At 68.1% G+C, this 23,965-nt stretch carries 24 protein-coding genes; 14 read left to right on the top strand and 10 right to left on the bottom strand.

From position 1 onward, the window contains the following. Nucleotides 1–113 precede the first annotated feature (113 nt). Entirely contained in the window at nt 114–380 is a 267-nt protein-coding gene (locus ASF08_RS19240) for a hypothetical protein (RefSeq protein WP_018045876.1), read from the top strand. Nucleotides 381–513: 133 nt separating this feature from the next. Further along, nucleotides 514–762: a hypothetical protein gene (locus ASF08_RS19235; RefSeq protein ID WP_018045875.1), complete on the top strand. Its 249-nt coding sequence runs from the start codon at nt 514–516 to the stop codon at nt 760–762. 58 nt (nt 763–820) lie between these two features. On the opposite strand, the gene ASF08_RS19230 is transcribed toward ASF08_RS19235, so the two are convergent. From ASF08_RS19230 to ASF08_RS19220, 3 genes are all read right to left on the bottom strand, one after another. Next, nucleotides 821–1,375 (bottom strand): MarR family winged helix-turn-helix transcriptional regulator, encoded by a 555-nt coding sequence (locus ASF08_RS19230; RefSeq protein WP_056148855.1) that lies wholly within the window; start codon nt 1,373–1,375, stop codon nt 821–823. 357 nt (nt 1,376–1,732) lie between these two features. After that, the gene (locus tag ASF08_RS19225) at nt 1,733–2,122 is read right to left on the bottom strand and encodes a response regulator (protein WP_056148853.1); all 390 of its coding nucleotides are present in this window, start codon (nt 2,120–2,122) and stop codon (nt 1,733–1,735) included. Nucleotides 2,123–2,203: 81 nt separating this feature from the next. Further along, entirely contained in the window at nt 2,204–3,472 is a 1,269-nt protein-coding gene (locus ASF08_RS19220) for an adenosylmethionine--8-amino-7-oxononanoate transaminase (RefSeq protein WP_056148666.1), read from the bottom strand. A 145-nt stretch (nt 3,473–3,617) separates the two neighbouring features. Here ASF08_RS19220 and ASF08_RS19215 point away from each other — a divergent pair, with 145 nt between their 5' ends. Both ASF08_RS19215 and ASF08_RS19210 read left to right on the top strand, forming a co-directional pair. Beyond that, nucleotides 3,618–5,183: a hypothetical protein gene (locus tag ASF08_RS19215; RefSeq protein ID WP_244474582.1), complete on the top strand. Its 1,566-nt coding sequence runs from the start codon at nt 3,618–3,620 to the stop codon at nt 5,181–5,183. A 50-nt stretch (nt 5,184–5,233) separates the two neighbouring features. Beyond that, a complete protein-coding gene (locus ASF08_RS19210; protein WP_056148662.1) occupies nt 5,234–6,469 on the top strand; it encodes an aminotransferase class I/II-fold pyridoxal phosphate-dependent enzyme in 1,236 nt (411 codons plus the stop codon). Here the strand turns inward: ASF08_RS19210 and ASF08_RS19205 are convergent. Then, nucleotides 6,406–9,831 (bottom strand): acyl-[ACP]--phospholipid O-acyltransferase, encoded by a 3,426-nt coding sequence (locus tag ASF08_RS19205; RefSeq protein WP_056148849.1) that lies wholly within the window; start codon nt 9,829–9,831, stop codon nt 6,406–6,408. The genes ASF08_RS19210 and ASF08_RS19205 overlap by 64 nt on opposite strands. Nucleotides 9,832–10,015: 184 nt before the next feature. Here ASF08_RS19205 and ASF08_RS19200 point away from each other — a divergent pair, with 184 nt between their 5' ends. The 4 genes from ASF08_RS19200 (at nt 10,016) to ASF08_RS19185 (ending at nt 11,985) form a co-directional block, all read left to right on the top strand. Then, nucleotides 10,016–10,633, top strand: a complete 618-nt coding sequence (locus tag ASF08_RS19200; RefSeq protein WP_056148659.1) for a TetR/AcrR family transcriptional regulator — start codon at nt 10,016–10,018, stop codon at nt 10,631–10,633. 167 nt (nt 10,634–10,800) lie between these two features. After that, nucleotides 10,801–11,064, top strand: a complete 264-nt coding sequence (locus ASF08_RS19195; RefSeq protein WP_244474581.1) for a BrnT family toxin — start codon at nt 10,801–10,803, stop codon at nt 11,062–11,064. Beyond that, entirely contained in the window at nt 11,034–11,396 is a 363-nt protein-coding gene (locus ASF08_RS19190) for a helix-turn-helix domain-containing protein (RefSeq protein ID WP_056148653.1), read from the top strand. Before ASF08_RS19195 ends, ASF08_RS19190 begins: the two co-directional genes overlap by 31 nt. A 19-nt stretch (nt 11,397–11,415) precedes the next feature. Next, nucleotides 11,416–11,985 (top strand): pyridoxamine 5'-phosphate oxidase family protein, encoded by a 570-nt coding sequence (locus ASF08_RS19185; RefSeq protein WP_056148649.1) that lies wholly within the window; start codon nt 11,416–11,418, stop codon nt 11,983–11,985. Between the two features lie 146 nt (nt 11,986–12,131). Here the strand turns inward: ASF08_RS19185 and ASF08_RS19180 are convergent, their stop codons facing one another. Both ASF08_RS19180 and ASF08_RS19175 read right to left on the bottom strand, forming a co-directional pair. Beyond that, nucleotides 12,132–13,004: a DUF3108 domain-containing protein gene (locus ASF08_RS19180; protein WP_056148635.1), complete on the bottom strand. Its 873-nt coding sequence runs from the start codon at nt 13,002–13,004 to the stop codon at nt 12,132–12,134. A 124-nt stretch (nt 13,005–13,128) separates the two neighbouring features. Then, nucleotides 13,129–14,148: a gamma carbonic anhydrase family protein gene (locus ASF08_RS19175; protein ID WP_056148632.1), complete on the bottom strand. Its 1,020-nt coding sequence runs from the start codon at nt 14,146–14,148 to the stop codon at nt 13,129–13,131. A gap of 224 nt (nt 14,149–14,372) precedes the next feature. Between ASF08_RS19175 and ASF08_RS19170 the strand changes: the two genes are divergently transcribed. The 3 genes from ASF08_RS19170 (at nt 14,373) to ASF08_RS19160 (ending at nt 17,566) form a co-directional block, all read left to right on the top strand. Beyond that, nucleotides 14,373–14,864 (top strand): molybdenum cofactor biosynthesis protein MoaE, encoded by a 492-nt coding sequence (locus ASF08_RS19170; RefSeq protein WP_056148627.1) that lies wholly within the window; start codon nt 14,373–14,375, stop codon nt 14,862–14,864. Between the two features lie 136 nt (nt 14,865–15,000). Then, complete coding sequence (locus tag ASF08_RS19165; protein WP_056148625.1) at nt 15,001–16,167, top strand: AI-2E family transporter; 1,167 nt, start codon at nt 15,001–15,003, stop codon at nt 16,165–16,167. A gap of 367 nt (nt 16,168–16,534) precedes the next feature. Beyond that, nucleotides 16,535–17,566: a helix-turn-helix domain-containing protein gene (locus ASF08_RS19160; RefSeq protein WP_056148622.1), complete on the top strand. Its 1,032-nt coding sequence runs from the start codon at nt 16,535–16,537 to the stop codon at nt 17,564–17,566. Between the two features lie 29 nt (nt 17,567–17,595). On the opposite strand, the gene ASF08_RS19155 is transcribed toward ASF08_RS19160, so the two are convergent. Continuing rightward, on the bottom strand, nt 17,596–18,564 hold the full coding sequence (locus tag ASF08_RS19155) for a site-specific tyrosine recombinase XerD (protein WP_373321267.1): 969 nt from the start codon (nt 18,562–18,564) through the stop codon (nt 17,596–17,598). Nucleotides 18,565–18,587: 23 nt separating this feature from the next. After that, the gene (locus ASF08_RS19150; RefSeq protein WP_018045858.1) at nt 18,588–18,740 is read right to left on the bottom strand and encodes a hypothetical protein; all 153 of its coding nucleotides are present in this window, start codon (nt 18,738–18,740) and stop codon (nt 18,588–18,590) included. A 321-nt stretch (nt 18,741–19,061) separates the two neighbouring features. On the opposite strand from ASF08_RS19150, the gene ASF08_RS19145 reads away from it, so the two are divergent. The 3 genes from ASF08_RS19145 to ASF08_RS19135 all read left to right on the top strand — a co-directional run bounded on the left by ASF08_RS19145 (nt 19,062) and on the right by ASF08_RS19135 (nt 22,364). Beyond that, nucleotides 19,062–19,685 carry a shikimate kinase gene (locus ASF08_RS19145; protein ID WP_018045857.1) on the top strand — a complete coding sequence of 208 codons (624 nt, stop codon included), beginning with the start codon at nt 19,062–19,064 and terminating at the stop codon, nt 19,683–19,685. Then, nucleotides 19,682–20,800: a 3-dehydroquinate synthase gene (gene aroB, locus ASF08_RS19140; protein ID WP_056148616.1), complete on the top strand. Its 1,119-nt coding sequence runs from the start codon at nt 19,682–19,684 to the stop codon at nt 20,798–20,800. Before ASF08_RS19145 ends, aroB begins: the two co-directional genes overlap by 4 nt. Nucleotides 20,801–20,999: 199 nt before the next feature. Then, on the top strand, nt 21,000–22,364 hold the full coding sequence (locus ASF08_RS19135) for an HlyC/CorC family transporter (protein ID WP_056148613.1): 1,365 nt from the start codon (nt 21,000–21,002) through the stop codon (nt 22,362–22,364). Nucleotides 22,365–22,399: 35 nt separating this feature from the next. Here the strand turns inward: ASF08_RS19135 and ASF08_RS19130 are convergent, their stop codons facing one another. Both ASF08_RS19130 and ASF08_RS19125 read right to left on the bottom strand, forming a co-directional pair. Next, nucleotides 22,400–22,828 carry a cupin domain-containing protein gene (locus ASF08_RS19130; RefSeq protein ID WP_056148611.1) on the bottom strand — a complete coding sequence of 143 codons (429 nt, stop codon included), beginning with the start codon at nt 22,826–22,828 and terminating at the stop codon, nt 22,400–22,402. Nucleotides 22,829–22,853: 25 nt separating this feature from the next. After that, nucleotides 22,854–23,522 carry a hypothetical protein gene (locus tag ASF08_RS19125; RefSeq protein ID WP_056148608.1) on the bottom strand — a complete coding sequence of 223 codons (669 nt, stop codon included), beginning with the start codon at nt 23,520–23,522 and terminating at the stop codon, nt 22,854–22,856. Nucleotides 23,523–23,965: the final 443 nt, after the last annotated feature.

Genomic DNA, 23,965 nt, shown 5'->3' with positions numbered 1-23,965 from the left:
TATGCGTGACGGCGCGCCATCCTGGTCGGGAGCGGTGCAGATCCGGACGCTGAAGGTCGATCCGGCCGCAAGACCGCGGCCGGGATTCGAAAAGACGAAGAGGAAATCCCGTCATGAAGAAGGCATTGCTTGCCGCCACCCTCGTCCTGTCCGCTTTCGCCCTGTCGGGCGCGGCAGAAGCCCAGGGCCTGCCCGGTGGCGTCCGCCGCGGCGCGGCCGAGGGTGACCGGGTCGGCGGACCGATCGGCGGCATCGTGGGCGGCGCCGTCGGCGGCGCGGTCGGGACGGTCAACGGCGCTCTCGGGATCGATCCGGGCCGTCGCGCCTATCGGACGCGCATGAACTCGCGTCGCCATTACCGCCACCGTCACCACCGCTGAGCCGAACCCTGACCGGCCCTCCCGCGACCGGGAGGGCCGGCGGTCCTGCTCGAAACGAAGCTCATCAGTTTAAGTTTGTCTTTATGCGAGTGTGACAGCTTCGGTCCTGTGATACCGAAGGGCCGTCCGCGTCATGGCAAAATGGGTTCCCCTGACGGCCCTTTTCGGGCTCGTCTGTCTCATGGTGATCCCGACGCCGGGCGTGATCGGCATCCTGATCGGGAGTGCCTGCGCCCTCGCCATTATCGTCAGCGGCATCCTTATCTTGATCGACCGGCTGGCCGGACGCCTCGCTCTCCGGCTGGAGCGCCGGAAGCAACGACGCGCGCCCAAACGCAAGCAGGGCGTCCATGCCCATTCGGGTATAGCCCGGAAGATCTGACAGCGGAGCTTCCGTCGCGGCGGACATGTCCCCGATTGAGGATAGGAGCCGCCGAGTCTCAGTCGAGGCGATCGCTCTGGATCGGCACGACCAGCGCATCGGGCTCGTCCTCGTCGTTCTCGATATCGGCGTCGCCATCGACTTCGTGGCCGGTCACACCCGAGACGTCGGCGAGGTTGCGGGCTGCCTTGCGCAGGAGCTTGCGCAGGCGGCGTCGCTCCTTGCCGTCGAACCCATCGAGCATCTCCGCTTCGACCTCGTCCCAGAGGCGCTCGATGGCTTCCGCCTTGGCGAGGCCCGCCTCGGTGAGTCGCACGCGGACGATGCGGCCATCCCCTGCCTCTGCGCGCCGCTCGACGAAGCCGAGGGCCGCAAGGCGCGAGATCGTCTTCGAGGCCGTGGGCGGCCGGACCCGAAGGGTGGCGGCGAGATCGCCCATGGTCATCGTGCCGGCAACCGCCAAAGCCTGAACCACCTGTTCCTGCCCGGCGAACAGGTCGAGGGCGGCGAGACGATCCCCCACCCGAGAGCGGTGCAGCCGCGCCGCCTGGACCAGGGCCCACCCGACGCTCTTCGAGCCGGGAGGGCGAATACGTTTGTCGGACTTGCCCATCGTCTGTTCGGTGTCCCTGCCGGCTTTGTCGGTCTTGCCCAACTCGGACTTGGCCAGCTCGGACTTGCCCGATGATATGGCCTTGCCGGACGATACCGCCCCTCGCTCTTCAGCCGAAACCATCGCCGCCCGACTCCACACCCGCAGGAGGCCGCGTTCCCGAGCCGCCGTTTGAGATCCCGGCGAAGGAGGCGGACCATGTGCGTGCAGATGGCGTCCGGCTCGTGAAGCTGAGATGACAGTCGGCTCAAATTCGCGAGGAAACCAACAGCCGGCGAAGAGATGTTCCTCCAGGCAAAGCGATCTTCGCCGGCCGAAACCAGGCCGACGACCGGTTCTGGACTGTCGTCCGGCGTCTCAGCAGGGGATCAGGCTCTGGATCTGCTGGAGGATATCTTCTCCGGTGCAGGGACGGGAAATGAAGCGGGCACCTGCGGGAATCCGCTCCGGGTCGGGGGCGGCACGGCCCGAGACGATGACGATCGGCAGGGTCGGCCGTGCCTCCGACACCGCGTTGGCGAGATCGAACCCGTTGACCTTGCCCGACAGTTCCACGTCCGTGATCAGCCCGCGGATATCCGTGCGGGCCTGGAGGATACCCAGCGCCCGCTCAGCGGATGCGCATTGCACCGTCTCGTAGCCGCCGTCCTCGAGGACATCCCCGAGGTCCATGATCGTCAGGGCTTCATCCTCGACGAGGAGGATCACCGGCCTGTCGTCGTCCGAGCGCGTCGTCTCATTCACCACGATGCCCACCCTTCACCGTTTGACCCAACTTGATCCAACGATAAACATCCGTTCAGGTTGCAGGGCGGGAGCGGACAGATTTCAGGGCCCTGCCTCGGTGTCGGCCGATGTCCGAACCACGTGGGCCACGGCTTCGCATAAACGGTCGAGATCGTCCGGCGCGATGGTCAGGGCCGGCGTCAGGTAGACGATGTCGCCGAAGGGGCGGACCCAGACCCCCTGCTCCACGAAGCACGCCTTGAGCGCAGCGAGATCGGGTGCGCGCGCGAACTGCACGACGCCGATGGCGCCCAGAACGCGGATGTCGGCGATGCCGGGGAGACCGCGCAGGCCGGAGAGTCCCTCTGCCAAGCGGATCTCGATGGCCCGTGCCTGTTCCAGACGCGGCTCGGTCTCGAACAGGTCGAGGCTGGCATTGGCGGCAGCGCAGGCGAGGGGATTGGCCATGAAAGTCGGGCCGTGCATCAGCGCCGCCGAGGGATCGTCGGACAAGAAGGCCTCGAAGACCGGACGCCGCGCGATCGTCGCGGCCAGCGCCATGGTGCCGCCGGTGAGTGCCTTCGACAGGCAGAGGATGTCGGGCACGATTCCGGCCTGCTCGCAGGCGAACAGGGTGCCGGTTCGGCCGAAACCGGTGAAGATCTCGTCGGCGATGAGGGGCAGGCCGTGCCGCTCGGCCGCCCGCGCCACCCGTGCCAGGGTCTCGGGGGCGTGCATCACCATGCCTCCCGCCCCCTGGACCAGGGGTTCGACGATGATCGCCGCGAGGGTATCGCCATGCTCGGCCAAGGCACGGTCGAGGGCGTCGGCAGTGGCGTCGTCGCGCGGAAGATCGCAGAAGACTTGAGTCGGCAAGTAGGCGCCGAAGCGCCGATGCATGCCCTCCTCCGGGTCGCAGACCGACATCGCTCCCATCGTGTCGCCATGGTAGCCGCCGCGGAACGCGAGGAACCGGCTGCGTCCGGCGATGCCCCGGTTGAGCCACATCTGCGCGGCCATCTTGAGCGCCACTTCCACCGCCACCGATCCGGAATCGGTGAAGAACACGTGGTCGAGGTCGCCCGGCGCCAGGGCGGCGAGGCGGGACGCCAGGCGCTCGGCCGGCGCATGGGTGAGCCCCCCGAACATCACATGGGGCATGGCCTCGAGCTGAGCCGCCACCGCCGCACGGATATGCGGATGGTTGTAGCCATGGACCGCGGTCCACCACGAGGCGATGCCGTCGATGAGTTCGCGCCCGTCGGCGAGCAGGATCCGCGAGCCCGAGGTGCGCACGGCCTCGAGGGGCGGCGCCGCGGTCCGCATCTGCGTATAGGGCCGCCAGAGAGAGTTTTTCGCATCCGTAGGCATTCGTGCGGGATGAGCGTGCGCGGCCGAACGGTCAAGGGAGCGAACTGCAACCCGATCTTAAAGCCGTCGGAGGCATGGTCTGCGACCCTGCCCTCCAGGCCATCGACCGGCCCTCCGGAGGGATCTCGTTGTCCGGGACTGTCCTGTGCCTGCCGAGAGACCCGAACTCATCCCCGGCCGGCTTTGGGGCACGTCGCCGCCGACCGTGGCGCTGTTCGCTCTCCTGTTCGTCATCGCCTTGCTCCCGGTGCTGACGATGCCGATCCCGGCGATGGTGGATTATCCCAACCACCTCGCCCGCATGTACATCCTCGTGCGGGACGGAACCCCACAGGCGCACCCCTTCTACCGAGTGACCTGGGCGCTTTATCCCAACCTCGCCATGGATCTCGTCGTCCCGCTCGTCGCGCGGATCACGAGCGTCGAACTCGCGACCCGGCTGTTCCTGCTGGCGAGCCAGATCCTCACGATCACAGGGGCCATCGCCATCGAGCTCGCCGTGAAGCGCCGCTTTCAGGTGAGTGGGTTCCTCGCGTTGCTGGTGCTCTACAGCGTTCCCTTCGCCTGGGGTTTCGTGAACTTCCAGTTCGCCCTCGGCATCGCGCTGTGGGGGATCGCCTGCTGGATCGTCCTGCAGGACCGGGCCTGGCCGCTCCGGCTCGCGCTTCACACCCTCTTCGTGACCCTGCTGTTCGGCGCCCATCTGTTCGCGCTCGGCCTTTACGGTTTCACCCTCGGCATTCACGAGCTCTGGCGTGCCCGGACCCGAAAGCCCGCCCTGCCGACGACGATGGCGCGCTTCCTCACCCTCGCCCTGCCGGCACTCGTCGCCTTCGGGGTCATGAAGGCGACCGGAGGCGCCGTCGGCCAGGAGGGGACCGCCTGGAACGGTCAGACCAAGCTCTTGATGGTGTTCGCCACCCTGAACGGCTACGATCTTTGGCTTTCCACCGGCGGCACGGTGATCCTCGTCGGCCTCATCGGGTCCGCCGCGATGCGAGGCGCGGTCCGGCCGATTCAATCCGGGTGCTGGCTGGCGGCCGGCCTCGCGGCGCTCTTCGTCGTCCTGCCCACGCGCCTGTTCGACACGTCCTTCGTCGATCTCCGGGTGACGGTGGCAGCACTTCTCATCGTTCCCGGCTTCATCGTGGTGTCGCCACCGAGCCGGGCCTGGGGACGACTTGCCGCTGTGGCCGTCCTGGGCGTGACCCTGGTGAACCTCGCCTCCGCCCTCACTGTCGCGGCGATCTACCGGGGCGAGTATGCGGCGCTCGTCGCGTCCTTCGGGCAGTTGAAGCCGGGTTCCCGCGTGCTCGTGGGCCATAGCGGCAGCGGAGAGGACGCCCCCCTCGGCGACCTCTCCGATTATCCGATCTACAACGCGGCGACGCTGGCCGTCGCCTATGCGGATGCGTTCGTGCCGACGCTGTTCACCTCCATCGGCAAGCAGCCGGTGACAGTGATCGATGGCTACCGCCATCTGGCCGTCCCCTATGGCGGCCCGACGGCGATGGTGATCCTGCGCGACATCGCCGAGGGCCGGCCCAACGCGGACGCGCCGGGCTATACCCGCACCTGGACCGAGGATTTCGACTACCTCTACGTCGTCGGCCCCTCGGCTCCGAACCCGATGCCGGGCCTGCTCGTGCCCCTGGCGGCATCCGCGCGCTTCGCGCTCTACCGCATCGAGAGGCGCCGGCCGGGCGAGTGACCATCGCGCGTGCTTGACATCGCGATGGCGCGGGCTTCCTTCCCGCTCCCATGTCCGACCCCGACCGCACCACCAGCCTCGAAGCGTTCGCCCGAGACCATCTCGCCCGCCTCGACGAGACCTCCCTGCGCCGGCACCTCGTTCCCACCACGCGCGGCCCGCAGGCGGCGGCGACGCGACAGGGGCGCAGCCTCGTCTCGTTCTCCTGCAACGATTATCTCGGCCTGTCGCAGGATCCGCGCGTCATCGCGGCGGCTCAGGCCGCGACCGCCCTTTACGGGACGGGGGCCGGTGCCTCCCGTCTCGTCACCGGCAGCCACCCGCCCCTCGCCGCCCTGGAAGAGCGCCTCGCCACCCATAAGGGGACGGAAGCGGCCCTGGTCTTCGGCAGCGGCTATCTCGCCAATCTCGGCATCGTCTCCGGGCTCGCCGGCCCGCGCGACCTGATCCTCGTGGACGCGCTCGGCCATTCCTGCCTCTGGGCCGGGGCGCGGCTCTCCGGCGCGAAGGTGCTGCGGTTCGCCCATAACGACCTCGGTGATCTCGAAGCGCTCCTGACCAAGCACCGCTCCCGCCACCAGCATGCGCTGATCCTCACGGAACGCGTCTACAGCATGGACGGCGACCGGGGGCCGATCGCCGACATCCTGCATCTCGCCGACGCGCACGATGCCTGGACCCTGGTGGACGACGCCCACGGCCTCGGCGTCATCGGGAAGGACGCGCGGGCGCCCCTCGAAATGGGCACTCTGTCGAAAACGCTCGGCTCCTATGGCGGCTATCTCTGCGCGTCCCGCGCCGTGGTCGATCTGATGACGAGCCGCGCCCGCAGCTTCGTCTACACCACCGGGCTTCCCCCGGCCTCGGCGGCGGCCGCCCTGGCCGCCCTCGACATCGTCGAGGCCGAGCCGGATTTCGCCGCGCGTCCGCTCGCCCTCGCCCGCCGCTTCACCACGCATCTGGGCCTGCCCGAAGCACAGAGCCCCATCGTCCCCATCCTCGTGGGCGAGGCGGACGTCGCGCTCGGCCTTTCGGCCGCTCTGGAGGAGCAGGGCTATCTGGTGGTCGCCATCCGCCCGCCCACGGTCCCGGCCGGGACGGCGCGGCTGCGTGTGGCGTTCTCCGCCGCGCATACGGAGGCGCAGGTGGAGGGGTTGGCCGAGGCGGTGATGGGACAATGGCCACGAACCCTCCCCCCTTTGCGGGAGAGGGTTCGCGAGACCTACGCTGCCGCGGTCGACTCGCCGCCGGCCCGCTCGTACGCGAGCTTGACCACGCCGACCTGATCCACCTTGCCGGTGCCCAGCATCGGCAGCTTGTCCAGGACCACCACTTCGGCCGGGATGGCGATCTCGGTGGCGCCCTTGGCCTTGGCGAAGGCCTGATAGGCGGGGCGGGTGGCGTCCTTGCGCTCCGTGAACAGGATCAGCCGCTCGCCCTTGCGCGCATCCGGCACCGCCGCCACCGCACTCGGCGTATCCGGCCAGAGTTCGCCCGCGATGGCCTCGATGCCGGCCAGCGACACCATCTCGCCGGCGATCTTGGCGAAGCGCTTGGCGCGGCCCTTGATCGTGACGAACCCTTCCGCGTCGATGGCGACGATGTCGCCGGTATCGTGCCAGCCCTCCGGCGGCGCTTCCAGCACGCCGGGCTTCTCCGCCCTGAGATAGCCGAGCATCACGTTCGGACCCTTCACCGAGAGACGGCCGCCCTCCTCGATGCCGGGTACCGGTTCGAGCCGGGACTCGATCCCCGGCAGGAGCCGGCCGACCGTGCCGAAGCGGTTGAACATCGGCGTGTTGAGGGCGACCACCGGCCCGCATTCGGTGACGCCGTAGCCTTCGAGGATGCGCAGGCCGAATTTCTCGCTCCAAGTTTTCCGGGTCGCCTGCTTCACCGCCTCGGCGCCGGCCACCACGTAGCGGAGCGAGCGCAGGTCGTAGGAATGGGCCGTCTTGGCGTAGCCGGAAAGGAAGGTGTCCGTGCCGAACAGGACGGTGGCGTTCGAGCCGTAGATGAGTTCCGGCACGATCCGGTAATGCAGCGGCGACGGGTAGAGGTAGACCGGCACGCCGGAGACCAGGGGCAGGATCAGGCCCGCCGTCAGTCCGAAGGCGTGGAACACCGGCAGGACGTTGAACACCTTGTCGCTCGGCCCGAAATCGATGCGGGCCGCGACCTGGGCTGTGTTGGCGAGCATGCAGCGATGGGCGAGCACCACGCCCTTGGGCGTGCCCTCCGAGCCCGAGGTGAACAGGATCGCCGCCGGATCGTCGCCCCGTCGCGCCACGAGGGGTTTGCGGGGGCTGAGGAAGCCCCGGATCTTGTCGCCGGTGGTGACGCTGGCGCGCACGTCCTCCAGATAGACGAGCTTCACTTTGCCCTGGATGGCCTCGATCAGGCCGCCGAGGCGGCCCTTCTCGATGAAGGCGCGGGACGTGAGGATGGTGTCCACCTCTGCCGCGGTGCAGGCCGAGAGGACATTGGCGGGGCCGGCCGAGAAGTTGATCATCGCCGGCACGCGGCCGGCGCTGGCCAGGGCGAAGAACGTCACCGCCGCGCCGTTGGCATTGGGCAGCATCAGCCCGATGGCCTTGCCCTCGGCGGCGAGCGGCATCAGCTTCCGGCCCAGGATGTTGGCGCCCATGACGAGGCGCGAATAGCTGAGCGTGCCCGTGACCGGATCCTCCAGCGCGGTGCGGCGCCAGCCATGGTCGGTGCCCGCCTGGATCAGGGCACTCATCACGCTGCGGTCGATGAAGGCGGTGTCGAAGACGAGATCGGACATGATGTCGTACAGCGCCGCTCCTGCCGCGCGCCGCCGGTTCTTGCCCTTCAGCGCGGGGTCGACGGTAAGCGCCACCGGCGACATCACCGTGACGATGACCTTCGGCCACCAGCGGCGGCGGACCTGATTGCGGGAGAGGCGCGAGAAGGCGGTCTTCTCCAGCCCCTCGATCTTCACCGGAACCACCTTGGCCCCGGATTTCTCGGCGATGAGGCCGGCGCCGTCATAGACCTTCATCAGGCTGCCCGTGACGGTGAGACGCCCCTCTGGGAAGATGATCAGCGTTTCGCCGTTCTTGACGGCATTGATGAGCGTGCGGGTGGCCAGCGGCCGGGTCGGGTCCAGCGGCATCGCCTTGGTCACCCGCAGGAAGGGCTTCACCCACCAGCGCTGCGCGATGCCGTGGTCGACGGCGAAGACCGGCTCCTTGTCGAGGAGCGAGAGGGCCAGCGGTGCATCCAGAAACGAGACGTGGTTGAGGGCGATGATGGCGTTGGGGCCGGCCTTCTCGACATTCTCGAGACCCCGCACTTCGAGCCGGTAGAAGGCGCGGAACAGGATCGAGAGGAAGTCGCGGAAGGCGCTCGTGGGCATCACCTTCAGCACGATCACGCCGGCGGCGAGGTTGGCGACGCCGATGAGGGTGAGGAGCGAGGCCATCGACCAGCCCGCGCCCTGCAGAGCGGCGAGCCCCAGCGCCCCGGTGACCATGAAGGCGGCGGTGAGGACATTCACCGCGCCGATGACGCGGGCGCGCTTGTCCTTGTCGGTCCAGGCCTGCACGGCTGCGAAGGACGGCACGATGTAGAGGCCGCCCGCGATGGCGAGGCCGGCGAAGGACGCCGCCACGCGAAGGCCCGTCCCGGTGGAGAGGAAGGCGCCGGCCCCCATCACCTCGCCGGAGACCGGCGGCAGGTGCGAGACGGTCCAGGCGAGGTCGAGGGCGAACAAGCCCATGAACAGCGCGCCGATCGGCGTCGGCAGCAGGACGATGCGGCCGCTGGCGAGCCAAGAGGCCAGCGCCGAGCCGACGGCGATGCCCACCGAGAAGATCGCGAGCAGCAGGGTGACCACCGTCTCCGAGCCGTTCAGGCTCTCGCGCACCAGCACCGGCAGTAGGGCGAGCACCACGGCGCCCACCAGCCAGAACCAGCTGACGATGAGCGAGCCGCGCCACAGCCGGGTATCGGCGTAGAGGTCACGCAGCAGGGCCACGGTGGAGCGGGCGACGTTGGGATCGATTCTGAGCGTCGGCGCTGCCTCGCCGGTGGAGGGGATCTGTCGGGCCGAAAGCCAGCACAGGATCGCGAACACCATGATCAGCGCGCTGAAGGCCAGGGCATCGCCGCCGAGCGCGCTGGCGAAGCCGGCCACGATGGTCCCGAGCAGGATGGCGAGGAAGGTCGCCGCCTCGACCAGCGCGTTGCCCGCCGTCAGCTCGTTGCGCTTCAGGTGGTCGGGCAGGATGCCGTACTTGATCGGGCCGAACAGGGCCGCCACCGTGCCGAACAGGCCGAGCGCCACGAACAGGATCGGCACCGAGTGGAGGAAGAAGCCGATCGCGGCGGCGGCGGCGGCGAAGATCTCCGCGAATTTGAGGCGTTTGGCGATGAGTGCCTTGTCGTAGCGGTCGGCGAGTTCGCCCCCGAGACCCGACAGGATGAAGAACGGGCCGATGAAGACGGCGCCGGCCAGGGTCACCAGGATGCCCGGATGGGCGGCCTCTCCGCCGGCGCCCGCGACCTTGAACAGGATCAGGAAGACCAGAGCGTTCTTCAGGAAATTGTCGTTGAATGCCGAGAAGAATTGGCACCAGAACAGGGGCGCGAACCGGCGGGTCGTCATCAAGGTACGAAACATCAGGGTCTCCTCGGGGCGGACCATGACTGCCCACCCTGTAACGAACCGTCAAATCCGGCACGGCCGCAATTTTTGAACGTTGTGCAAAATAACTGCCGTTCGCGAAGGCGGCAACGTTGATTTTGTACGGCGTGCAATCTATGCGTCGGCGAGGTGCCGGGCGGCACGCGATGGCGGGGATGGCGTGGCGAAGGCAACGAAACCGGCACGGCGGGGCACCGGCCCACGAGGCGAGCATAACCGCGAGGAATTCGAAGCCCTGGTGACCAAGGCGGCAGAGGGGTTGGTCCGCAGGGAGGGCCTGCGCGGCCTCGGCATGCGCCGGCTCGCCTCGGTGATCGGCTACGCCCCGAACTCGATCTACAATGGTGTCGGCGATCTCGACGCCGTGGTGATGCGGGTCAACGCCCGGACCCTGGAGCGCCTGCACGCGGCCCTCACCGGCGCGATCCGTCCCGACGCCGGTCCGCGCGACAACGCCCTTGCCCTCGCCGATGCCTATCTCGCCTTCGTGGCCTCGGACCCTCAGGTCTGGAGCCTCGTCTTCGAACATTCCCTGGCACCGGACTCGACCTTTCCCGACTGGTACGCCGCCGCCCTCGCCCAGGCGACCGACCTCGTCGACGGGGTGCTCGAACCTCTGATCCCGGATGCGAGCGAGAGACGGCAGGCGGTGGCGACCCTCTGGGCCGGCCTTCACGGGCTCGCCTCCCTGTCCACTTCCAACAAGCTCGCCGTCCTGACCCCCGAGCCGCCGCGCGACCTGGCGCGGCTGCTGGTCGGGCGGTTCCTGCGGCCCTAGGAACCGCGTGTCGCAGCAAGGGAACCCGGCGTTTCCTCTACTGAGGGGCGCTGGCAGCGTATATCTGTCTCTCGCGAAACTTCCGCGGAATCACCCTCTCTTCGGCTGCGGAGGCGGGCAGGGGGCTTTCCGGGGACGGGAAGCCCAGGATGAACTTCGATTGGGATTTGAGCAAGCAGGGCAAGGTTCTGGCGGAACGCGGCATCGATTTCGCGGACGCCGTCACGATCTTTGCGGGTCGCGTCCTCGTGAAGACGGACACGCGGCAGGATTACGGAGAAGTTCGTATGATCGCCATCGGACAGATGAACGAGGTTTTCGTCACGGTTGTCGACACTGATCGTGGCGATACGCGATGGATCATCACGGCTTGGCCAGCGAACCGCAAGGAGCGCGCGGAATGGCAAAGATCACACTTGAAGAAGCCTTGAAACGTCCCGTCACGGTCGATCGCGCCAGATTGGACACGACTACCGAGGAGGATATCCGCCGCTATATGATGGAGGACGGGTTCGACCCGGACGATCCCTCCTACCTCGATGGCGCGGCCATCGTGCTGCCTCCTCGGATGATCCGCGAGCGCCTCGGCATGACGCAGGCGACCTTCGCCGAGGTGATCGGCGCACCTCTGGCGACCCTCAAGAACTGGGAACAGGGCCGCACCATGATCCCGCCCTGCGTCCGCACTCTTCTCAACATCCTGGATCGCGAGCCCGAAGCAGCCCTGCGCGCGATCATGGCGGGACGTCCCGAGGCGGCGTAGCGCAGCGAGAAAGACATTCATGGCCAAGCAGTTTCCGGCCCTCGAACAGCGCCACCTCGATTTCATCGCCCGGCAGCATATCGTCTTCACCGCCTCGGCGGCGGAGGGCACGCGGATCAACCTCTCGCCGCGCGGCACCGATACGTTCCGGATCATCGACCCGAGCACCGTCGTCTATCTCGACCGCACCGGGAGCGGCAACGAGACCGCCGCGCATCTGCGCGCGGATGGACGGCTGACGGTGATGTTCTGCGCCTTAGAAGGCGCGCCGACGATCCTGCGGCTCTATGGGCGCGGGGAGGTCTTGGCGCGCGGCAGCGACGCCTATGCCGGTCTGCTGGCAGGCGCGTATGACGGACAGGAGCCGCCCGGAGCGCGCCAGATGGTGCGCCTCACGATCGATCTCGTGCAGACCTCCTGCGGCTTCGGCGTGCCCGTGTTCGATTACCGCGAGGAACGTCCCACCCTCGACCGCTGGGCCGAGGCCAAGACGGAGGCCGAACTCGACGCCTATCGCCGCCAGAAGAACGCGCGCAGCATGGACGGGCTGCCCACGGGGCTGTTCGCCGACGAGGACGTGGCGGGCTGATATCGCGCGGCGTCGGGTAAGCGGCGCGCCGTCAATCCCGGCTCGCGCACCGTCTCCTCGCATTCCCTCCCCTTCCCCGGCCGGCTGGAGCGCCAGCGGAAGGCGAGACGGGGGCGGGCGCAGGAAGACGCGAAGCGTCCGTCGTCTCAGCGGGCGTTGGGCAGGTGGACCTTCACCGCGCCGCGTCCGTCGGCCTTGAGCGGCGCACCCCATTGCGTCGCCTCGATCCCCGCCTGCCCCCAGCCGGTGGCCAGGGAGATCGTGAGCGGCAACAGCATCGCGCCGCCCGGAACGGGGGCGAGCCGCACGCGGATGTCGTCGTTCTCGGCCATGCGGCGCACGCTGCTGCCATTGGGGCGGTGGCCCGAAATCGGCACCCAGCGCGCCCGGCAATCGAGTGCCGGTCCGCGATAGGGGCCTTCCTGGACCGTCACCAGCACCCCGCGCGAGAGAACGATATCCGCCCGGGCCACCCCGTTGAACACCGGGATGCGGCGCTCGCAGAGGGCGACGTCGAGGGGCGCCGCGCCGAGGGGGATCGCCAGCATGGTCAGGGGATCGACGACACCCACCTTGTCCTGCGGCGCCACCGGGATCCGGTCGGGCGTCGGAGTCGGAGGCGGCTCCACGCTCTCGTCATGCGCGCGTCCGCCCGACAGAACCATGGAGACCCGGACCGGCTTTCGTCCATAGAGACTCTCGGATCGGAACGTGCCGGTGAGCGCTCCGCTCCGCGACCGCTCCCCCGATGCCGACGCCGTCCCCGATCCCTCGAAGAAGACACCGACAAGGCCGCGCAGGCCCGCCTTCAGATCGTAGGCATAGCGCCCACCCGCCTGATCGACGGCGAGGGTGGCCTCGCCCACGGGAAGGTCGAGGAACGACAGGCGATAGGTGATGGAGAAGCGTTGAGGCTCGGGGGCAGCCGAAGCGGGGGCCGGCACGGCGAGGGCCAGAAGCGCTGCGCCGATCACCGCAATGGAGCGCGTCTCCCAAGCATCATTGGACGAGGCGACCATGCGCTGCCCTCCTGCATGCCGTCATCCCTTAAGAGATGCCGCCACGTGTGCTGGTGCGGACCGGCACCTGCCGGGTGATCGTCGCATTCGAGAACCGGACGGCAGGCGCGCTTTGCGCTTCCCTTCAGTTCTCACCTGTCTCCATCTGCCGATACACCCGCCCATGCTCGCAATAGCCGGCGACGATGCGGGTCATCATCGCGCGCTTGTCCGCGTCGAGGGGGCCGAGGATGCGGGCGGGGCGGCCGCCCCAGAGATGGCCGCTCTCTAGGAGCTGGCCCGGATCGGTGGTGGAGCCGCCGGCGAGCAGCACGTCGTCGGCCACCACGGTGCCGGGGGCGAGCACGCAGCCGATGCCGATGAGGCTGCGCGCGCCGATCCGGCAATCGGCCATCCGCACGTTGTGCGCGATCGTGGTGTCGCGCCCGATGACGACGCCCTCGGCCCGCGCTCGGATGACGGTGTTGTCCTGGATGTTGGTGTCGGCGCCGACGAGGATGGGGCCGACCTCCGCATGCAGGTCGCAGGAGAACAATACGCTCGACCCAGCGCCGAGGGCGATGCGGCCGCGCAGGCGCGCGGTGCTGGCGACGTAGACACTCGGATCGACGTCGATCTCGTCGCCGGCGACGGGCGACGGGGTATCCCCCGTGGCCTCGCGCACGCGCTCGGCCCGCTCGGCGATCTCGGCCGCGGTGATGGGACGCTGGGGTTTCGCCGGGCTGCCGGCATAGGCGAAGCCCGCGGCGAGGTGCGAGCGCGGGAAGACGGTGGCCCCGGCCTCGATGAGCACTCCGTCCTCCACGGTGGCGCCGTCGAGGACGATGACGTCGTCCTCTATCACCACGTCGGACCCCACCGTGCAGGCATGGACCACGGCGTTGCGGCCCACCGTCACCCGGTCACCGACGAGGGTGGGATGCGAATCGGTGGCGATGTGGAGCGTCGAGCGATGGCCGAGCCAGAAGCGCTCACCGACGGTCACCGCCTCGCCGTCGGCACGGATCACGCTGTCGTCGCCGAGCCAGGCCTGGGCACCGATCGTCGCGGCGCCGATGACCGTGCTTCCGCGCCCGCACCAGACCGGACGGGCCGAGAAGACCGGCAGGACGCCGTCATGGGGCAGGATCAACTCAGGCGTCACGCGAGGGGGTTCCTTCGAAGACGATGGCGTGGACCGGCCATGGGACCGGCGGGGCATGGAACCCATGCCGGTCGAGTGGTAAGGCCGGACGCCGGAATGTTGTTGCCTGAACGACGCGCAACAGCGTGAAACCACCGCGCGGACTTTGCAATGTCGCGCATCCCTTAAGGGGGATCAAACCCGGTCGCGAGGGCTTTCGCGCCGATGCGTCAAGGAATCGACGGATGTCAGCAGGCGAGACGACGGCGAACGATCGGGGCGCAGCCGCGATCAGCATCCAGAGCGCGCCCTTCGACGTGGCCGCGGAGATGGCCGCGCTGAGCGGTACGCTTCAAGGCAGGACCGGGGCGATCGTCACCTTCACCGGCCTGTGCCGCGACGAGGGCGGGCGCCTGACCGGACTCGAACTCGAACACTATCCCGGCATGGCCGAGGGGGAGATCGGCCGGGTGGTGGAGGCGGCGCAGGACCGCTGGCCGCTCCAGGCGGTGCGGGTGATCCACCGGCACGGCCTCGTCGCGCCGGGCGACGGCATCGTCCTCGTGGTGACGGCGGCAAGCCACCGCGTGGCCGCTTTCGAGGCGGCGAGCTTCCTCATGGACTACCTCAAGACGAAGGCTCCGTTCTGGAAGCGCGAGCATCTGGCCGACGGCACCATGGGGGGCTGGGTCGAAGCCACGGGCGCCGACGACGAGGCCGCGTCACGCTGGGCGTGAGGGCGGACCGGCGGCGATTCGCCTCCGGTCCGTCCACAGAGGAGGGCGCGCCCCAGCCCGTGCGCCCCTTGCCTGTGACGGGTTTCGCGCGCCCGTTCGCACCGCGCTTCGGTAGACCGCGCGAGGGGACGGGCAGATGCAGCAGGGTACGCCGATCAAGGACGAGCCGGGTCCGCACCCCGCCAACTGGTCGCCGGCGGCCTCGGGAATCGCGGTGGTGGCGTTCATCGCCCTGCTGATCGTCGCCTGGACCGCCGCCTCGACCCTGCTCCTGATCTTCGCCGGAATCCTGCTCGGGGTCTTCCTCGATGGTCTGACGCGCCTGCTCGGCCAGGTGATCGGGCTCGGTCGCGGGCTCCGGCTCACCATCGTCAGCCTGGTCCTCGGCGGGCTCACCCTCGGCTTTCTCGCCTTCGGTGGCGCGACGGTGGTGCAGCAGGGCAGGGAGCTCGGCCAGACCGTCACGAAACAGGCGGGGTCTGTCCGTGACCGCCTGAAGGAATACGGGATCGATCTGCCGGCCTTCTCGGCACCGGAGCCGACGCCGAGCGACCAGGGCCCCGACAAAGCCAATGACAACGAGACCGACAAGGACAAGAAGGCCGGGGGCCTCGGCGGCCTCGCCTCGGGGGCGATCAAAAGCCCCGGTTCCCTCCTTTCGGATGCCGGCAGCATGCTGGGACCGGCGGCCGCCGTCGTCACCGAGCTGTTCAGCGCGCTGGGCAACGTCCTGGTGATCGTGTTCCTCGGCCTCGCCTGCGCGGCCGATCCCGCCAGCTACCGCGACGGTGCCGTCCGGTTCGTGCCGCCTCGCTACCGCCCGCGCGCCACCGCTCTCCTCGACGGCATGGGCGAGACCCTGCGGCATTGGCTGTTCGGCCAGTTCATCACCATGGCGGTGATCTTCGTCTGCATCTGGGCGGGCTTGAGCTTCCTCGGTATCGGCGGCGCCCTCATCCTCGGCCTGCAGGCGGGGCTCCTCGCCTTCATCCCCACCATCGGCCCGCTGATCGCCGGTGTCATCATCGTGCTGGCGGGCCTCGCCTCCGGCACCAATGCGGCGCTCGGCGCCTTCGGTGTCTACCTCGTGGTGCAATGCCTGGAGAGCTACGGGCTGACGCCCTTCATCCAGAAGCGGGCTCTGGACATCCCGCCGGCCACCATCTTCGCCGGCCAGCTCGTGCTCGGTGTGCTGTTCGGCCTTTGGGGCATCGCCCTCGCGCTGCCGCTGATGGCGGTGATCAAGGTCTTGCTGGAACAGGTCTATATCGAGGACACGCTCGACGAGGAGGCGGATGTGTAAGCGCGACGCTGTCGGAACGGCCTGACGACAACAGCCGGGACGTCGACGCGGGGCGGATGGAACAACGGTCCGCCATGGCATTCGCATTGCTGTCTTAAATGGCCATCGTCATTCAAAAGATCGCCCTCGTTCAATAATCGTAAAGCAGCGCCGGAGATCCGTGATCGAGATCGAGGCGTCTCCACCGGGAGGCTTGGAAACACCGATCAATAACACCGACGATCATCCTACAATCTCACGTTGCGGTGAGGATGGTTCTTCGAGAAATATTGCGATCATATCAAAAGTTAGATATCTGTTGTTTCAGGTCGTCGTTCCCTCGGCTGGGCCGTAGCTCCGACGATTGTCGTGAGCTCGCGGTTTAACAATGAATGGTGGGATACCGAGAAACCTTTGGTATGACGTTCCAAGCCAGATCAAACATTTTGGCAACGTCGGTCATTGGCACTGGGATTTCGTCGACAACACTCATTTCTGGTCGCCCGGACTCTATCCGATCCTAGGGCTTCCCAATGGCCTCATCAGGCCCGATTACACGCTTCTGTTCCGGCTCATTCATCCGGACGATTGCCCTCCGACCATGGAACCCGACCTGGTCAGGCAATCGGAAACGGTACCGCCCTCGATCTTCCGCATCGTCCGGCCGGATTCCGGAATCTGTACTGTCATGAGCCGCGTGGAGGTAACGACCACGCCCAATGGCCGGCCCTTGAGCGCGCATGGCATCCTCGCCGACATCAGCGATCCTGCCATGCTGGCCCGCGCCGAGGCAGCACAGCGGCAGCGAGACCAGGCGATCTTCGATTCCGTCCGGGCCTTCACGTCGACCGCGTACACATTTCCATTCATAAAATTCTCGCAGAAATGGCTCGACCTCGTCGGCCTTCCCGAGAGCGAGCTCCTGCAGGACCCCACACGACCGTTCGTAAAGGCCGAGGGCGTGCCATGGTCGGCGCGTATCGGGGGGATGTACGCGTCCAATCACGCCTCATACCTCCTGCCGGACCTCAGGTTGGCGAACGGCGACACCGTGAGATACCGCCTTCTCTTGGTTCCCGTGCTGAACGATGCGGGGCATATCGAAAGCTGGACTCAACTGATCGGTCCGATCCAGCTGCGGATCAGACCCTCCGGACGCCTTCGGCTCGGCCTCGAACAGCACCTCGAATCCGGTCATGTCCGTGCGGCGCGCGCATTGCTCGACTGGTCGATGGCGGATCTGAGCGGAGCTTCGGGAGTGTCGCTTTCGACGATCCGGCGGCTCGAAGGCTCCATTGCCTCCGTCTCGGTCGCCAACCGCAATCAGGTGATCGGCGCCCTGCGCAGCGCAGGTATCGTGTTCTCGCTCATGGATGGGGCGACGATCGCGGTCAGCAAGGGGAGGCAGATCGCCGGATGAAACATGGCCGGAACGGCGCGGTGGCCCGTTCAGGCGGGCGCTGTACCGGATTCGGCCGGGTCGTCCATGAGGGGGTGGAGATCGCGGACCATGCTCTTCAGGCGCTCGTCGAGGACATGCGTGTAGATCTGGGTCGTCGAGATGTCGGCATGGCCCAGGAGTTCCTGCACGATCCTGAGATCGGCCCCGTTCTGCAGGAGATGGCTGGCGAAAGCGTGGCGCAACACGTGCGGACTCACGCGGTCCTCGCGGATCCCGGCCGCCGCCGCCGCAATCTTGAGGTCGCGGGCGAAAGCCTGCCGGGTCAGGTGACCGCTCTCGCTGTCGGAGGGGAACAGGAAGGGACCGTCGCCGGTGAGATGAGTGAGGTGCTCGCGCATGGCGGCGCGCGCCAGATCGGTGAGCGGCACCAGCCGTTCGCGCCCGCCCTTGCCCTTCACCACGAGGTAGCGCTGCTTCGTGGTGGCGGCCGCGCGCGGCAGGGCGACGAGTTCCGAGACGCGCAGGCCGGTGGCGTAGAGGGTTTCCAGCAGGCACAGCATCCGGACCGCGCGTCGCCGCTCGCCCGGCGTCTCCTCGGCCGGCGTCGCCACGGCCCGCTCGCGGGCGGTGCGCAAAAGGTCGTCGACCTCGGTCACCGACAGCACCTTGGGCAGGGTGCGCCCCCTGCGCGGGCCGCCCACCGGCGCGCTCGGATCGGTCTCGGCGAGGCCTTCGGCGTACAGGAACTTGTGGAAGCCGCGAATGCAGGACAGCCGGCGCGCGGCGGACGAGGCCTTCAGTCCCTGGGTCTCGAGATCCGCCAGATAGGCGCGGACCTCGCCCGCATCGGTATCGAGCGGATCACGTCCCGAGGCGGACAGGGCCGCGAGGTAATGGTCGAGGTCGCGGCGATAGGCGGCGAGCGTGTTGGCGGCAGCGCCACGCTCGGCTGACAGCATTTCGAGATAGGCAACGATGAGGTCCGGACCTTCGGCGCCCGCCACGTCACCAGTCACCTCGTCAGCCTTCTCCGACCCCGTCACCGGCCGGGCGGCTGCAGCTTCGCAGAGGGAATGCTGACGCTCATTTCCCGGGGCGTGGGCTGAACGAAGGTGGCGAGCGAGAACATGCCCGCGAAGACCAGTCCACCGAGGATGGCGAGCGTGGCGAGAAAACGAAACAGGGTCGGCACTCGGACGAACCTCGGTCGGAGGGAACTCTGCGAAAATGAACGGCGTCGGTCGGCCAGCAGATCATTGAGCAGCCAAGCCAAGGGTTTGCACCATGCCGGGCGCGCGATGGCAAGGACTTCGGAGCCACACGGAGCGCCGCAAGGGATTCATGGCCGCCGAGCGGCGATCGGCCTCACCGGTCCGGGAGGCTTCGCGGGAGGAGGAAACCTGCCCGAAAGAAACCCGACCCGGGAAGAATCGCGTCGCGCCTTACGGCCTCGCTTCGCCCGGCGGATGAAACGCGCTAGGATCGCGTGAAGACGTGTATCAAGATTTTAACAATGACCGAGACCGAGACCGAGCCATCGGGAGGCGACATCGCCGCCGATCCCATCGAAGTCAGGCTCCGCCGTGCCCTCGGCGCGCGCTCGATCGTGCTCGTCGGTCTCATGGGCGCCGGCAAGAGCACGGTGGGGCGGCGCTTGGCGACGCGCCTCGGGCTGATGTTCAAGGATGCCGACAACGAGATCGAAGCGGCGGCCCATCTTACGATCCCGGACATCTTCGCCATCTACGGCGAGCCGAGCTTTCGTGAGGGAGAGGAGCGCGTCATCGCCCGGCTCATCCGCGAAGGGCCGCTGGTGCTGGCCACCGGCGGAGGCGCCTTCATGCGCGAGGCGACCCGGGCGCGGATCGCGCAAGGCGGCGTCTCGGTCTGGCTGAAGGCGGAGCTCGACGTGCTGATGCGCCGCGTCCGCAAGCGCGGCAATCGCCCCCTGCTCCAGACCGACGACCCAGAGGAGACGATGCGGCAATTGATGGAGATCCGGCATCCCGTCTATGGCAGTGCCGACGTGATGATCCCCTCGCGCGACGTCTCGCACGACCGCGTGGTGGAGGACGTGATGGAAGCTCTCGATGCCTATCTCAACGGCCCCTCGAACCAAGGCGTCGCCGCGCAGTGAGTGACGGACAGACGGTCCACGTCCCCCTCGACCAAGGCCGGGACTACGACATCCATATCGGCCGCGGCCTCCTCGCCGAGGCAGGCGTCCGCGTGGCCGCCCTCGGCGCCAAAGCCGCCGCCATCGTCACCGACGAGACGGTGTCGGCGCTCTATGGCGAACGCCTGCGCGAGAGCCTGGAGGCGGCGGGCCTGCGCTCCGGCCTCGTCACCGTCGCGCCGGGCGAGGCCTCGAAGAGCTATGCGGTCTACGCCCAGGTCTGCGACGGGCTCCTCGCCCACCGGATCGAGCGCAACGACCTCGTGGTGGCCCTCGGCGGCGGCGTGGTCGGCGATCTCGCGGGCTTTGCGGCGGCGACGCTCCGGCGTGGTGTCCGCTTCGTCCAGGCGCCCACGACCCTGCTCTCGCAGGTCGATTCCTCGGTGGGCGGCAAGACCGGCATCAACTCGCCCCTCGGCAAGAACCTCATCGGCGCCTTCCATCAGCCGCGCCTGGTCCTGGCCGATACCGCCACCCTCGACACCCTGTCCGAGCGCGAGATGCGCGCCGGCTACGCCGAGGTGGCGAAATACGGCCTCATCGCCGATGCGGGCTTCTTCGACTGGTGCGAGGCCAACTGGGCCGGCATCTTCTCCGGCGGCCCGGAGCGTGACGAGGCGGTGGCGATCTGCTGCCGGGCCAAGGCCGGTGTCGTGGTGCGCGACGAGCGCGAGGATGGCGAGCGCGCCCTGCTCAACCTCGGTCACACCTTCGGCCATGCCCTGGAACGGCTCACCGGCTACGAATCCGCCCGCCTCGTCCATGGCGAGGGCGTCGCCATCGGCCTGGCGCTGGCCTTCCGCTTCTCGGCCCGCCTCGGCCTCTGCCCCGGTCAGGATGCCGGCCGCGTGGCCAACCATCTGGCGCTCGCCGGCCTGCCCACCCGGCTCCAGGCCGTCCCCGGCGGATGCGGGGGCGCCGACGCCATCCTCGACGCCATGGCCCAGGACAAGAAGGTCCGCGACGGCGCGCTGACCTTCATCCTCGCCCGCGGGATCGGCCAGAGCTTCATCGCACCGGGCATCGACCGCGCCGAGGTGAAGGCTTTTCTCCAAGACGAGTTACGCGGGGCGTGACCGGATCGCCTCCCTTGCCCTGACCTCGCTTCGGGGACACCACCTGTCTCCGGGCGGCTGGGATCGGGAGCGGCCATGCCGACCTCTCGGCTCAGATCCGGTGCCACGGCATCGCTTCGGTCGCGGGTTGGTATATGAGAGGGGCTCGCCAAGACCGGCACCGTGCCGGTGTGGCACGGCTTGATGCGACGACGGCCTGATGGACACGCATACCGACCTCTGGCTCGCCGCGAGCATCGTGGTGATGTCGCTGCTGCTCTCGGCCTTCTTCGCAGGCGCCGAGACCGCCTTCACCGCGGCGTCGCGGGCGCGGATGCTCTCCCTGGAAGATAGCGGCGACCTGCGGGCACGCGTCGTCAACCGCATCCTCGCCTCGCGCGAGCGGTTCATCGGCGCCATGCTGATCGGCTACAACATCGTCGCCATCGGCGCCTCCGCCTTCACCACCAGCGTGCTGACCACCATCTTCGGCAAGAGCGGGGTGCTCTACGCTACCGGCGTGATGTCGGTCCTCGTCATCGTCTTCGCCGAGGTGCTGCCCAAAACCCTCGCCATCAACAAGCCGGACCAGGCCGCCCTGGTGATGGCGCGGCCCGTCGCCTTCGCGGTGGCGCTCCTCGGCCCGGCGGCCATCGCCATCGAGAAGGTGGTGCGACTGATGCTGCGCCCCTTCGGCATCAGTATCGGGCAGCACCAGTCGATCCTCTCGCCCACCGAGGAAATTCGCGGACAGGTCGCCCTGCTCCACCGCGAGGGCGGCGTCGCCAAGGCCGAGCGCGACATGCTCGGCGGCCTGCTCGACCTTCACGAGTTGTCCGTCTCCGAGGTCATGGTGCACCGCACAAAGATGCGCACCATCAATGCCGATCTCCCCTCGGAGGAGATCGTGCGGGAGGTGCTGTCCTCGCCCTACACCCGCATGCCGCTCTGGCGCGGCACCTCCGAGAACATCATCGGCGTGCTCCACGCCAAGGACCTGTTGCGCGCGCTCGACGCCGCCGGAGGCGACGCCTCCGGTCTCAAGGTCGAGGCCCTGGCCCTCGAGACCTGGTTCGTGCCCGACACGACCAGCCTGCGGGACCAGCTCAAGGCCTTCCTCACCAAGAAGACCCATTTCGCCCTCGTCGTCGACGAGTACGGCGAGGTCATGGGGCTCGTGACCCTGGAGGACATCCTGGAGGAGATCGTCGGCGACATCGCCGACGAGCACGACGTCGCGGTCTCCGGGGTGCGTCCCCAGGGGGACGGCTCGGTGAATGCCGACGGCTCCGTCGCCATCCGCGATCTCAACCGCGCCATGGACTGGAACCTGCCCGACGAGGAGGCGACGACCATCGCCGGCCTCGTCATCCACGAGGCGCGGGCGATCCCCGATACCGGCACCGCCTTCAACTTCCACGGCTTCCGGTTTCAGGTCCTGCGCAAGGCGAAGAACCGCATCACCGCCCTGCGGATCACCCCGAGCGCTCTCCGCCGAAGTGGATGCCGGTTCGGCGAAAAAGAGCGCGGCACAACAAAGGCCTGGAGATGTGCCCCGACCCAACGTGGTCGGGCGCAGCTCTAGGCCCCCGGCAAGGCGAACGGAGAAACGCGCCTTCCTCAGCGGCGCGGCACCGGCCGCCAGCCCGGAGGCGCCATCTCGAACCCTTCGAACCGGAAGGCCGGGGAGACGGTGCAACTCACCAATGTCCACGATCCGAGGCTCGTGGCGGTCTGCCAATGCCCCGCCGGCACCACGATCTGCGGCTGCTGGCCGTGGGCGAGGTCGGGACCGAGATAGGTGGCGGTCGCATCGTGACCGTTCGGACTCGTGGTGATCACCATCGGTGCGCCGGCATGCCAGAACCAGATCTCGGAGGCATCGACCCGATGCCATTCCGAGGTCTCGCCGAGATCGAGCAGGTAGTAGATCGCGCTGCCCACCGAACGGCCATCGACCTCTGTCGGATCGCGAAACGTTTCGCGATAATGGCCGCCCTCCGGGTGGGGTTGAAGCCCCAGCTTGGCGATCACCTCGGCGGCCTTCATGTCGTCCTCCCTCGTCTCGCGATCGTTATTGGCCGGCCGGAATGGCGCCTTGAGGCAATTGAAGGCCGCGAGGAGCCGCGCCCTCCCCTCGCCCAGCTCCCTCGGCGGCGGAGGCCTTGGGCGGGCGCGGTGATTTGGCGACGGGCTTGGGCTTCGCCTTGGCGACGGGCGCCGCCTTCACTTCCGGGGCATCGCCGCAGCGGCGATGATCGAGGCGTGCCAGGACTTCGCCGGCCTCCGAGACGATGTTGAGGAAATCCGGCAGCACCGTGAGCTGCTCGTCCCAGCGGACCGGGCCGCCTATCGTCGCCTCCAGGGCTGCGGGGCTGCCGCCCCGGCGCAGGGCCAGGAGATCGGGGCCGAAGGCGGTGGCGGCCTTGTTGCCGAGGACGACCTGCAGCACGCGCGTCGTCTCCGGCGTCAGCGGGCGAAGCGGGTTGTCGACGGTGATCGTGCCGCTCCGCGTCACCCAGAGCGAGACGGCGCCTTGGCCCTCGTAGAACGCACCCTGGCCGTTGTCGCAGACCACGATGAGCTCGGGCAGTTTCACGGGAGCGAGATTGGCCGCCGGCGTCGGCAGGGGCGCGGCCTGAGGAGCATCGGACGCCTCGGCTGGCTTGGCGACGGGTTTCGGTTTGGGCTTGGGCTTTGGTTTCGGCTTAGGCTTGGGGGCCGGAGCCTCGGCCTCGCCCAATGGCGCGGCGTCCTCTTGTGTGAAACCGGGGGAGACTCCCAGCATCACGCATAAAAGAGCAACGCAGGAGACCAGCGCCAGGCGACTCCCAGTCCGCATCCTCCAAGGCCGAAACGCGGAGTTCGGGTTGCCGGAAGGACAGGACGGGATCGAAGAGATCTGCATGGCTGAGAGGGTTACCCCAGCGAGGGCCGGCTTGCATCCACTTGTGGCGCGCCACAGGAGTGCTTTCGCACAGAGGCAGGCATTGCCGCCCGGGTCGCCCTGGCCGGAACGGTCCTTGCGTCTCGTTTCGGCCCCTTGCGCCGAGGGAACGCGGAGCCGAAACCATGCGGACGGACTAGCCTTGCACGGTGGTGGCGCCGGTTCGCAAAGCGATCCATCGGTGGATGACGGGTCGTCATGCATGCATTGTCGCCGGCGCGACGCCCAACCTGTTCTAA

The sequence above is a fragment of the Methylobacterium sp. Leaf85 genome, from assembly GCF_001422125.1.
GTDB classification, from domain to species: domain Bacteria; phylum Pseudomonadota; class Alphaproteobacteria; order Rhizobiales; family Beijerinckiaceae; genus Methylobacterium; species Methylobacterium bullatum.
The sequence above is the reverse complement of the archived record's forward strand: the minus strand, read 5'-3'. Positions and strand labels throughout refer to the sequence as shown.